Genomic DNA, 11,340 nt, shown 5'->3' on the forward strand with positions numbered 1-11,340 from the left:
GCCATGCACTCCTTCACAGATGGCGTCGTCGGGCGGCGACGTGCCGGTCGTACTCCTCGCGGGCCTTGACCGCCGACGGTCGGGTCGCGGTCTCGGCCACGGGTACATCCCACCAGGCCTGGGCCGGGGGCGCGCCCGACACTGTGTCTGCCGTTTCGGTCTCCACGTAGACACAAGTGGGAGTGTCCGCCCCGCGCGCCTCGGCCAGGGCCGCCCGCAGGTCGCGCACGGTTCCCGCGCGCAGGACCCGCATACCCAGACTGGCCGCGTTGGCCGCGAGGTCCACCGGCAGCGGCACCCCCGTGTACGTACGGTCCGCGGCCAGACGGCGGTACGCCGTGCCGTACCGCTCGCCGCCCACGGACTCCGAGAGCCCGCCGATGGACGCGTACCCGTGGTTCTGGAGGACGACCACCTTGATCGCGACGCCCTCCTGAACGGCGGTGACGATCTCGGTCGGCATCATCAGGTACGTGCCGTCACCGACCAGCGCCCACACCGGCCGGTCCGGGGCCGCCATCCGCACGCCGATCGCGGCCGGGATCTCGTAGCCCATGCACGAGTAGCCGTACTCGACGTGGTACTGGTCCCGCGACCGCGCCCGCCACAGTTTGTGCAGGTCACCGGGGAGCGAGCCGGCCGCGTTGATCAGGATGTCGTCCTCGGTGACCAGTTCGTCGAGGACGCCGAGGACCTGTGTCTGGGTGGGCCGGACAGCGGTGTCGTGCACCTCGTAGGCCGCGTCGACGCGGTACTCCCAGCGCTCCTTCCCTTCCGTGTACTCGGTGACGTACGCGGGATCCGCGCGGTGGCGGTGTTCCAGCAGCGCCCCGGCGAGCGCCTGGAGACCGGCGCGGGCGTCGGCGATCAGCGGGGAGCCCGCGAGCTTGTGACCGTCGTACGCGGCGATGTTGAGGTTGACGAAACGGACGCCCGGGGCCGCGAACAGCGTGCCCGAGGCGGTGGTGAAGTCGGTGTAGCGGGTGCCGACCCCGATCACCAGGTCGGCGGTGCGGGCGAGGTCGTCGGCGGTCGCCGTGCCGGTGTGCCCGATGCCGCCGACGTCCTGGGGGTGGTCCCAGCGGAGCGAGCCCTTGCCCGCCTGGGTGGAGGCGACGGGGATGCGGGTGGCCGAGGCGAGGTCGGCGAGCGCCTCCTCGGCACGGCTGTGGTGGACACCGCCGCCCGCGACGATCAGCGGGCGCCGGGCCCCGCGGACCGCCGCGACGGCGCGGGCCAGCTCACCGGCGTCGGGCGCCTGGCGCCGTACGGTCCAGGTCCGCTCGGCGAAGAACTCCTCGGGCCAGTCGTACGCCTCCGCCTGTACGTCCTGGGGCAGCGCGAGCGTGACGGCGCCGGTGTCGACGGGGTCGGTGAGCACGCGCATCGCCTGGAGCGCCGCCGGGATCAGCGCCTCGGGGCGGGTGATCCGGTCGAAGTACCTCGACACCGGGCGCAGACAGTCGTTGACCGACACGTCCCCGGCGAAGGGGACCTCCAGCTGCTGGAGCACCGGGTCGGCGGGGCGGGCCGCGAAGACGTCGCCGGGCAGCAGCAGCACCGGAAGGTGGTTGACGGTGGCGAGCGCGGCGCCGGTGACGAGGTTGGTGGCGCCGGGCCCGATGGAGGTGGTCACGGCGTGCGCGGAGAGCCGGCCGCACTGACGGGCGTAGCCGACGGCCGCGTGCACCATGGCCTGTTCGTTGCGCCCCTGGTGGAACGGCATCACGGGGTGCGTCCCCCCGGCGGGCACCGTGGAGTGCTCCAGGAGCGCCTGGCCGATCCCGGCGACGTTCCCGTGCCCGAAGATGCCCCAGACGGCGCCGATCAGCCGGCGGCGCGCGCCGTCCCGTTCGGTGTACTGGGCGGCCAGGAACCGCACCAGCGCCTGCGCGACCGTCAGCCTCGTCGTCGAGGTCATCGGTATCCCCCCGTGCTCTTCGCGTGTTCCGGGTGGAACCGGATCCGCCACTCCCGCTCCCGCCCCGGCCCCGCCATGACGTTCAGGTAGTACATGGCGTGTCCCGGCTGGGCGACGGACGGGCCGTGCCATCCGTCGGGCACGAGGACGGCGTCGCCGGTGCGGACCTCGGCGAGGACGTCCGAACCTCCCTCGCGGGAAGGGGACACCCGCTGGTAGCCGAAACCGTCCGGCCCCTCGATCTCGAAGTAGTAGATCTCCTCCAGCAGGGACTCGACGCCGGGGAGGTGTTCGTCGTGCTTGTGCGGCGGGTACGAGGACCAGTTGCCGCCGGGGGTGACCACCTCCACGGCGATGAGCCTGTCGCAGTCGAAGACGTCCGCGGCGGCGAAGTTGCGCACCTGGCGGGCGCAGGTGCCGCTGCCGCGGTCTTCGACGGGAACCTCCGGCGCGGGGCCGTAGCGGGCGGGGAGTCGGCGCTCGCACTTCGCTCCTGCCAGGGCGAAGCGGCCTCCCGCGCCGGAGGCGATCTGGGCCCGGGCCTCACGGGGAACGTACGCGAAGTCGGAGACTCCGTCGAACACGCTCCGCCTGCCCAGGAGTTGGAACTCCTCCTCTTCAGTGCCGTCTTTGGTGCGCACCGTGCAGCCGCCGCCGAGCGGGAGCACGATCCACTCGCTGTCCCCGGTGGTGAACGTGTGGGTGCCACCGGGCGCCAGCTCCACGATCCGCAGGCTGCTGTGGGTCCAGCCGGCCCGTTCGGGGTCGATGTCGAGGGCGTAGTAGGCGTCCGCGGTGGTACCCGCGGGCACGTGCAGCTCATGGCTCGGACGACTCATGCGGCCCTCACAGAAGTCCTACGGCGGTGTCCACGGCCGCGGCGACGTCGCCGTCCGCGGGGTACAGCAGCGAACGGCCCACCACCAGGCCCTGCACGGTGGGGAGTCGGAGCGCCCCGCGCCATTTCTCGTACGCGCCCTCCTGGTCCTCGCCGACATCGCCGCCGAGCAGGACGGCGGGCAGCGTGGAGGTCTCCATGACGCGGGCCATGTCGTCGGGGTTCTCGGTGACGGGGACCTTCAGCCAGGTGTACGCCGAACTGCCGCCCAGGCCGCCGGCGATGGCGAGGGACCTGGTGACGGCCTCGGCGCTCAGATCGTTGCGCAGGGTGCCGTCCTCCCGGCGACGGCAGAGGAACGGTTCGACGAAGACCGGGAGTCGCCGTTCGGCCATGTCGTCGATCACGCGGGCGGCGGACTCCAGGGTGCGCAGCGAACCGGGGTCGTCGTAGTCGATGCGCAGCAGCAGTTTGCCCGCGTCGAAGCCGAGCCGTTCGATGTCCCTCGGACGGTGGCCGGTGAACCGGTCGTCCAGCTCGAAGGCGGAGCCCGCGAGGCCGCCCCGGTTCATCGACCCGATGACCACCTTGCCGTCGAGGACGCCGAGCAGCAGCAGGTCGTCCAGGACGTCGGCGGTGGCGAGCACGCCGTCGACGCCGGGGCGGGAGAGCGCGACGCACAGGCGCTCCAGCAGATCGGCGCGCCCCGCCATGGCCAGTTTCCGGTCGCCGACGGCCAGCACGCCGCGTGCCGGATGGTCCGCGGCCACGATCATCAACCGCCCCGAGCCGTCGACCAGGGGCCGCCGCACCCGCCGGGCGGCGGCCTCCGCGATCGCCTCCGGCCGGCGGGCGCGGGTGCGGACGAGCGCGGAGACGTCGACGCGCGCGGACGCGGGCCCGTCGCCGCCCTGTTCGGGGCGGACCCCCCGGACATGGCCCGCCCTCACCGCACGGCTCCGGCGGCGAGGGTCCGCTCGATCTCGTGCGGGGTGGGCATCGCGGAGGAGCACTCCAGCCGGGAGGCGACGATGGCGCCCGCCGCGTTCGCGTGACGCACGGTCTTCTCCAGGTCCCAGCCGGCGAGCAGTCCGTGGCAGAGGGCGCCGCCGAACGCGTCGCCGGCGCCGAGGCCGTTGAGGACCTCGACCGGCAGGGGCGGGACCTCGGCCGTGGTGCCGTCGCGGTGGACGGCGAGGACGCCCTTGGGGCCCTGTTTCACCACGGCGAGCTCGACGCCGGCGTCGAGGAGGGCGGCGGCCGCGGCGTGCGGCTCGCGTTCTCCCGTGGCGACCTCGACCTCGTCGAGGTTGCCGACGGCGACGGTGGCGTGGCGCAGGGCCTCCGCGTAGAAGGGGCGCGCGAAGGCGGGGCCCTCCTGGGCAGCGTCTTTTTGGGCCGCGCCTTTCCGGGCTGCGTTTTTCCAGGCTGCGTTTTTCCAGAACGTGGGGCGCCAGTCGAGGTCGAAGACCGTCGTACCGGAGCGGGCGCGGTGGGCCAGGGCGGTGAGGGTGGCCGTGCGGCTGGGCTCGGCGCTCAGTCCGGTGCCCGTCACCCAGAAGACGCGGGCGTCGCGCACGGCGTCGAGGTCGAGTTCATGGGCGCCGATCTCCAGGTCGGGGGCTTTGGGCTCCCGGTAGAAGTACAGCGGGAAGTCGTCCGGCGGGAAGATCTCGCAGAAGGTGACCGGGGTCGGCAGTCCCGGGACCGCGGTGACCCAGCGGTCGTCGACGCCGAAGCCGCGCAGCGCCTCGTGCAGATAGGTCCCGAAGGGATCCTCACCCGTCCGGGTGACGACGGCCGTACGCCGTCCGAGCCGCGCGGCCGCCACCGCGACGTTGGCCGCCGAGCCGCCGAGGAACTTGCCGAAGGAGGTCACCCGGGACAGCGGGACCCCCGTCTGCAGCGGGTAGAGGTCCACACCGATCCGCCCCATGGTGATCAGCTCGTACGCCATCGAGTTCCCTTCCGCGCGGTCCCTGCGGCTGCCCCCAGGTCTAGTCCCGCGAGGGGACCCTGTCAACGTTTTGTCCAGACATTCGGACCATGGCTTGACAGCTTTCGGGAGCCGCCGGAAGCTGGCGCCCATGACGTCGTTGCCGCCGCAGTCATCGCACCGGTCATCCCCCGGACCTTCGCCGAAGTCGTCGTCTCCGTCCCCACTGTCGCGCATCCGGATCGGTTCGGCTCCGGACTCCTGGGGCGTCTGGTTCCCCGACGACCCCCTGCAGGTCCCCTGGCGGCGCTTCCTCGACGAGGTCTCCGGATCCGGCTACGAGTGGATCGAGCTCGGCCCGTACGGCTATCTGCCCACCGACCCGGACGTCCTGCGGGAGGAGACCGCCCGGCGCGGGCTCGGCGTCTCGGCGGGCACGATCTTCACCGGACTGCACCGGGGGCCCGACGTGTGGGAGTCCACCTGGGCGCACGTCTCGGACATCGCGGCGCTCGCCCAGGCGGTGGGCGCCGGGCACCTCGTGGTCATCCCGGCCTTCTGGCGGGACGACAAGACCGGCGCGGTGCTGGAGGACAGCGAGCTGACGCCGGCCCAGTGGCGCGATCTGGCCACCCAGACCGAGCGGCTCGCCCACGAGGTGCGCGAGCGCTACGGGCTGAGGGTCGTCGTCCACCCGCACGCCGACACGCACATCGACAGCGAGGAGAACGTCACCCGCTTCCTCGACGCGACCGACTCCTCACTGGTGTCGCTCTGCCTGGACACGGGCCACTACGCCTACTGCGGCGGCGACAGCGTCAAGCTCATCGAGACGTACGGCGAACGCATCGGCTACCTCCACCTCAAGCAGGTGGATCCCGAGGTGCTGGCCGGGGTGCGCGACGAGGAGCTGCCGTTCGGGCCCGCGGTCGCGCGCGGCGTGATGTGCGAACCGCCCTCCGGGGTGCCGGCGCTGGAACCCGTCCTCGCCGCCGCGCAGGACCTCGGCGTCGAGCTGTTCGCGATCGTCGAGCAGGACATGTACCCGTGCCCGCCGGACAAGCCGCTGCCGATCGCCCGGCGCACCCGGGCGTACCTGAGGTCCTGCGGAGCCTGACTCCCGCCGCCCGGGGCACCCGGGTCCCCGGCCCGCCGGGCGCCCGGGCCCGACGGGCTTCCGTGCGCCCCGCTACCTCCCATGCATCACCCGTGTCACAAAAAACACTCCCGTGTCACGCATGTCGCGTATACGCGGGTTTTCCGTCACAGCCGGTCGACGGTCGCGGCCCGGAGATCACACTGCGTCGTCCACCGGGCACACGCTTGGTGATCACCAGCGCAGTGCCGGGCTCCCCCGACGGCCGTTCCGGGCCGCCGCCGCGGCGCGCGCGGGAAGGTGCCGTTCATGACCGACCGTCGGCTCTGGTCGTACAAGGAGATCGCCGCGCACATCAGGGTGCAGACGGACACCGTCCGGTCCTACCGCAAGCACGGGCTGCTGCCGCCGCCCGACCACGTCGAGGCCAAGAAGCCCTACTGGTACGCCGACACCGTCCGCGCCTGGGCCGCCGCCCGTCCGGGAAACCGGGGCCGCAAGGACGTCTGACGCGTCGGGCCGGGCGGTACGTCACCCGGAGCGACGCAACCGCCCGGCCCGGTCGCCCTCGCGCCGGACCGGCCCCGTCACCCGGGACCGGCCCGGCGCACTCACGACCACGGCTCGATGACCGTCACGCCCGGACCCCGGTCGGACCCCATGGCGGCCAGCGCGGACGGCGCGGCGTCCAGCGTGACGGCGGAGGTCACGAGGAGGTCGGGGCGCAGCACCCCGGCGCGGACCAGTTCCAGCAGCGGCGGGTAGGCGTGGGCGGCCATCCCGTGGCTGCCGAGGAGTTCGAGTTCGAGGGCGATCACCCGGGCCATCGGGACCGGGGTGACACCGGCCGGGGAGGGCAGCAGGCCGACCTGGACGTGCCGGCCGCGGCGGCGCAGTCCGTCGACCGAGGCCGCGCAGGTGCCGGGCGACCCGAGGGCGTCCAGCGACACGTGCGCGCCCCCGCCGGTCAGTTCACGGACCGCCTGCGCCGGGTCCGCCACGACGGAGGCGTCCACGCACTCCGCCGCCCCGAACCTCCGCGCCAGATCGAGCGCCGCGGCGGACACGTCGACGGCCACGACCCGTGCGCCGCAGGCCGCCGCGATCATCACCGCCGAGAGGCCCACTCCGCCGCAGCCGTGCACCGCGACCCACTCCCCCGGCGCAGTCCTCCCCTGCGCGACCACCGCGCGGAACGCCGTGGCGAACCGGCAGCCCAGCGAGGCCGCCGTCGCGAAGGACAGCTCGGGCGGCAGCGGGACCAGGTTCACCTCGGCGTGGTCGAGCGCCACGTACTGGGCGAAGGAGCCCCAGTGCGTGAACCCCGGCTGGGTCTGCCGCTCGCACACCTGCTGGTCGCCGGCCGCACAGGCGGGACAGCTTCCGCAGGCGCAGACGAACGGGACGGTGACCCGGTCGCCGGGGCGGTGGCCGCGCACCCCGGAGCCCACCACCTCGATCACCCCGGCCAGTTCATGGCCCGGCACGTGCGGCAGGGTGACGTCCGGGTCGTGGCCCATCCAGCCGTGCCAGTCGCTGCGGCACAGCCCCGTGGCCTCGACCCGCACCACCACCCCGTGCTCGGCGGGCACCGGGTCCGCCACTTCCCGGACCTCGGCCGGCTCCCCGTACCGCTCGAACACCACCGCCCGCATCGGCTCCCGCCCTCCGCTCGGAGATCAGCTTCCGCGAGAACGCTAGCGGCGCGCTTCAGCGGTGTCCCGGGCTGGCTCCGTGTCGGGTTCCGGCTCCGCGGCCGGGACCCGCTCCGCCTCGGACAGCGTGTCCGGAGCCGGGGCCGGGGCCGGTGGTTCCGCCTCGCTGAGGCCGAACCGGTCGTGGAAGCGCCGCAGGGGTCCGGGCGCCCACCACGTGGCCGTGCCCGTCAGGCGCATGACCGCCGGGACCAGCAGGCTGCGGACGACCATCGCGTCCATCAGGACGGCCAGCGCGACGCCCAGGCCGAGCATCTTGGTGTTGGCCACCCGCGAGGTGCCTATGGCGACCATCACCACCGCGAGGATGACCGCGGCCGCGGTGATCAGTCCTCCGGTGCGCTGGAGTCCGAAGCGGACCGCCTCCCGGTGGTCGCCGGTGCTGTCGTACTCCTCCTTGATCCGGGAGAGGAGGAAGACGCCGTAGTCCATGGAGAGGCCGAAGGCGACGCAGAACATCAGGACCGGGAGGGTCGTCTCGATCGAACCGGAGCTGGTGAAGTCGAGGAGGCCGGAGAGGTGGCCGTCCTGGAAGACCCAGACCACCGCGCCGAACATCGCGGTCAGACTGAGCGCGTTGAGCAGGACCGCCTGGACCGGGATCAGCACACTGCCCGTCAGCAGGAACACCAGGAACAGCGTGACGACCGCGATGAAGGCGACCGCCCACGGGAGCCGGTCGGCTATCGCGTGCTTGGAGTCGACCAGGACGGCCGCCGTGCCGGTCACGGAGGTGTCGAACGGAGCCTTCGCCGCCCGGAGTTCGCCCACCAGCCGCTGCGCCCCCTCGTCCACGGCCTCACCCTTCGGCAGCACCGAGAAGTAGGCGGCGTCCCCCTTGACCAGCGGACCGTCCACGCGCAGCACCTCGGGCAGCGCGGCGATCCGCTCGCGGTACCGGGCGTACTCCGTGGCCGTGGCGCCCCCTTCCGCCAGGACTTCCAGAGTGCCGCCGGGGCTGCCGGGGAAGCCGTCCCGGATGTGCTGCTGGACGATGTGCGACTCCGCGCCCGAGGGGAGCTGCCGGTCGTCGGCCGTGCCGAACTTCACGCCCAGGAAGGGCAGTCCGAGGACGACGAGGCCGGCGGTGGTGGCCACCGCGAAGAGCGGTGCCCTGCGCATGACGAGCAGGGCCGTGCGGCCCCAGACGGCCCCGCCCTCGGCCGGGTCCGGCTTCCCGCGCCGGAACAGACGCCGCAGGTCGAGGGAGTTCACCCGGTCGCCGAGGAGCATGAGCGCGGCGGGGAGCAGGATCAGGGCGGCGGCCGCGGCGAGCAGCACGACGGCGATGCCCGCGTAGGCGAAGGAGCGCAGGAAGTACTGCGGGAAGACCAGCATCGCGGCCAGCGACACGGCGACCGTGAGGGAGGAGAAGAGCACGGTCCGGCCCGCGGTGCGCAGGGTGACACCGATCGCGGCGCGCGGCACGGCGCCGCCGGCCAGCTCCTCGCGGAACCTGCGGACGATGAAGAGGGCGTAGTCGATGGCGAGGCCGAGGCCGAGGGCCGTCGTCAGGTTCATCGCGAAGACCGAGACGTCCGTGACCTCGGTGAGTCCGCGCAGCACGGCGTTGGTGCCGAGGATCGCGATGATCCCGACCCCGAGCGGCAGCAGGGCCGCGACGGCGCTGCCGAAGACCATGACCAGCAGCAGGAGGGTCACCGGGAGGGCGATCATCTCGGCCCGGGTGAGGTCCTCCTTGATGGTCGTCTGCATCTCGTGCCGTACGGCGACCGGTCCGCCGACCGCGACCTCGACGGGCCCGCTCCTGCCCCGGAAGGAAGGTGCCAGGCGGTCCAGGGTGTCGGCCGCGGCCGTCTCGTCGCCGGTGAGCCGGGCGGCGATCAGGGCTTCGTGGCCGTCGTGCGCCTTGAGCGCGGGGGAACCGGACCGCCAGTACGAGCCGACGCCGGTGACGCCGTCCTCGGCGGCCAGTCGTGCCGCGATCCGTCCGGCCTCCGCGGCGACCGCGGGGTCGTCGACCGACGCCTCGCCCGCGTCGAGGAGGAGCAGCAGATTGGGCTGCGAGGCGGGGAACTCCCGCTCCAGCGCCTCGGTCGCGTACGTGGACTGCGCGGCCGGGTCCTCCCAGCCGCCGCTGCCCAGCCGGTCCGCGACCCCGCTGCCGGCGACCACGGCGAGCGCGGTCAGCAGGAGGGCGACGAGCAGGGAGAGCCGTGGACGCGCGGTCACGAACCGGGTCCAGCCGCCGAGGCGCGCGCCCCCTTCCGTACCGCCGTCCGAGGCCGTGCCCGCACCCCGGTCCGTACCCCCGTCCGAGGCCGGGCCCGCGCCCGTGTCCCCGCCCCCGCCCGGGCGCTCGCCGCGCCCCGCCGCGGGGCCGTCGTCCGCGCCGTCGACTTCGGACATGTTGCGGTGTCCCCTTCACCGTGACCCGATGACCTGCGTCCGCGCAGGCATCATGGATCGCCCATTGCCAATAGACTGGCAAACACGAGTCGTCGCTCGCGTTTTTCAAGAATGCGAGTGACCGCTCGCATTTGTCAATCGTGTCCCGAGAAGCTGGGGATGACCGTGCCCGAGAAGCAGCAGACCGAGGAGCCGTCGGAGCGCCGGCAGCGGGCCGAGGAGAAGCCGCGCCGCCGCCAGGCCCGCGGCGAGCGCCGCGTCGCCCAGCTCCTGGAGGCGGCGGCCTCGGTGTTCTGCCGGGCCGGCTACACCGCGGCGAGCACCAACGCCATCGCCCGCGAGGCCGGCGTCTCGCCCGGCACGCTCTACCAGTTCTTCCCCAACAAGGAGGCCATCGCGGTCGGCCTCAGCGACCAGCTCCTCGACCACTGGGCCCGCTCGCACGGCCAGGCGCTCGCCCGGGAGAACGCCGGCCTCCCGCTGGACCGGATGCTCGACGCGGTCCTCGACCCGCTGATCGCGTTCAACGTCGAGAACCCGGCCTTCGCCGTCCTGATGCACGGCGCCGACACCCCCGGGGTGATCGTCGAGGAGATCGGCACCCTGCACGGCGCCCTCCTCACCCGCGTCGAGGAGATGATCGCGACCCGGCTGCCGGGCCTGCCGGCCGACGGGCGCACCCGTACGGCGAACATGGCGGTCCACCTGTTCAAGGCCGGTCTCACCCTGGTCATGTCCCACGAGGGCGCCGAACGGGACGCCTACATCGCGGAGCTGAAGACGGTCATGCACCGCTACCTGGAGCCACTGCTCGACAGCGCGTCGCCCGCCTGACACCGTCCCGCCCGTCCGGCACCACCCCGCCCCGCCCGACACCGAGCCGCGCCGGACGGGGCTGCGCCAGCGCTCCGGCCCGCGACATCGGGGACATCTGCCATAAGGTTCGGGCAAATCGATCGGCGATCCACGACATCGCCCCGCCCCGCGCCCCGGCCCCACGCCCGCACCCCAGGTCACGACGACCCCCTCCGGCACACCGCGACACCGCTTGGAGAAATACCCCCTAGGGGTATAACGTGGTGAGCGTCGAGGGAACCCTGGGTTCCCGGGGATCCCTCCCTCACACGCACACCTCAGAACGTCTCGACGAGGAGTAACGCCATGACCGCCCAGACAGGCACCCCTGGTTCCGTCACCACCGTCTACCGGGTGAGCGGTATGAGCTGCGGACACTGCGAAGGCTCCGTCAGCGGCGAGATCTCCGCGATCCCCGGCGTGAGCTCGGTGAAGGCCGTCGCCTCGACCGGCGAGGTCACCGTCGTCTCCGCGGCCGCGCTCGACGAGGGCGCCGTCCGCGCCGCCGTCGACGAGGCGGGCTTCGAGCTCGTCGGCCTGGCCTGAGCGAGCCCGCAGCTCTCGTTCTCCGCACCGGGCCGCGCCGACCGGCTGATACCGGCTCCGCGC

Annotated in this window: 10 protein-coding genes; 4 read left to right on the forward strand and 6 right to left on the reverse strand. The window is 73.1% G+C overall.

The window, feature by feature from the left end:
* Nucleotides 1–13: 13 nt before the first annotated feature.
* From iolD to iolC, 4 genes are read right to left on the reverse strand one after another with little or no spacing between them, the layout of a single operon-like run.
* The gene (iolD, locus tag ACFW6B_RS00995; protein ID WP_386591141.1) at nucleotides 14–1,921 is read right to left on the reverse strand and encodes a 3D-(3,5/4)-trihydroxycyclohexane-1,2-dione acylhydrolase (decyclizing); all 1,908 of its coding nucleotides are present in this window, start codon (nucleotides 1,919–1,921) and stop codon (nucleotides 14–16) included.
* A complete protein-coding gene (iolB, locus tag ACFW6B_RS01000) occupies nucleotides 1,918–2,760 on the reverse strand; it encodes a 5-deoxy-glucuronate isomerase (protein WP_386591142.1) in 843 nt (280 codons plus the stop codon). Before iolB ends, iolD begins: the two co-directional genes overlap by 4 nt.
* Before the next feature lie 7 nt (nucleotides 2,761–2,767).
* Complete coding sequence (locus ACFW6B_RS01005; RefSeq protein ID WP_386591143.1) at nucleotides 2,768–3,709, reverse strand: deoxyribose-phosphate aldolase; 942 nt, start codon at nucleotides 3,707–3,709, stop codon at nucleotides 2,768–2,770.
* Nucleotides 3,706–4,716, reverse strand: coding sequence for a 5-dehydro-2-deoxygluconokinase (gene iolC / locus ACFW6B_RS01010; protein WP_386591144.1), 1,011 nt, complete (start codon nucleotides 4,714–4,716; stop codon nucleotides 3,706–3,708). Before iolC ends, ACFW6B_RS01005 begins: the two co-directional genes overlap by 4 nt.
* A 130-nt stretch (nucleotides 4,717–4,846) precedes the next feature.
* On the opposite strand from iolC, the gene ACFW6B_RS01015 reads away from it, so the two are divergent.
* Complete coding sequence (locus tag ACFW6B_RS01015) at nucleotides 4,847–5,812, forward strand: sugar phosphate isomerase/epimerase family protein (RefSeq protein ID WP_386591145.1); 966 nt, start codon at nucleotides 4,847–4,849, stop codon at nucleotides 5,810–5,812.
* Nucleotides 5,813–6,100: 288 nt separating this feature from the next.
* A complete protein-coding gene (locus ACFW6B_RS01020; protein WP_386591146.1) occupies nucleotides 6,101–6,301 on the forward strand; it encodes a helix-turn-helix transcriptional regulator in 201 nt (66 codons plus the stop codon).
* A 101-nt stretch (nucleotides 6,302–6,402) separates the two neighbouring features.
* Here the strand turns inward: ACFW6B_RS01020 and ACFW6B_RS01025 are convergent, their stop codons facing one another.
* Together ACFW6B_RS01025 and ACFW6B_RS01030 are read right to left on the reverse strand one after the other, a co-directional pair.
* Nucleotides 6,403–7,446, reverse strand: a complete 1,044-nt coding sequence (locus ACFW6B_RS01025) for a zinc-dependent alcohol dehydrogenase family protein (protein ID WP_386591147.1) — start codon at nucleotides 7,444–7,446, stop codon at nucleotides 6,403–6,405.
* A 42-nt stretch (nucleotides 7,447–7,488) separates the two neighbouring features.
* Nucleotides 7,489–9,876: an MMPL family transporter gene (locus ACFW6B_RS01030; protein ID WP_386591148.1), complete on the reverse strand. Its 2,388-nt coding sequence runs from the start codon at nucleotides 9,874–9,876 to the stop codon at nucleotides 7,489–7,491.
* 159 nt (nucleotides 9,877–10,035) lie between these two features.
* Here ACFW6B_RS01030 and ACFW6B_RS01035 point away from each other — a divergent pair, with 159 nt between their 5' ends.
* Nucleotides 10,036–10,710 carry a TetR family transcriptional regulator gene (locus tag ACFW6B_RS01035; RefSeq protein WP_386591149.1) on the forward strand — a complete coding sequence of 225 codons (675 nt, stop codon included), beginning with the start codon at nucleotides 10,036–10,038 and terminating at the stop codon, nucleotides 10,708–10,710.
* A gap of 327 nt (nucleotides 10,711–11,037) precedes the next feature.
* Nucleotides 11,038–11,277 carry a heavy-metal-associated domain-containing protein gene (locus tag ACFW6B_RS01040; RefSeq protein WP_386591150.1) on the forward strand — a complete coding sequence of 80 codons (240 nt, stop codon included), beginning with the start codon at nucleotides 11,038–11,040 and terminating at the stop codon, nucleotides 11,275–11,277.
* Nucleotides 11,278–11,340: the final 63 nt, after the last annotated feature.

Origin of the sequence: Streptomyces sp. NPDC058751 (assembly GCF_042746485.1) — a bacterium.
Taxonomy (GTDB): Bacteria; Actinomycetota; Actinomycetes; order Streptomycetales; family Streptomycetaceae; genus Streptomyces.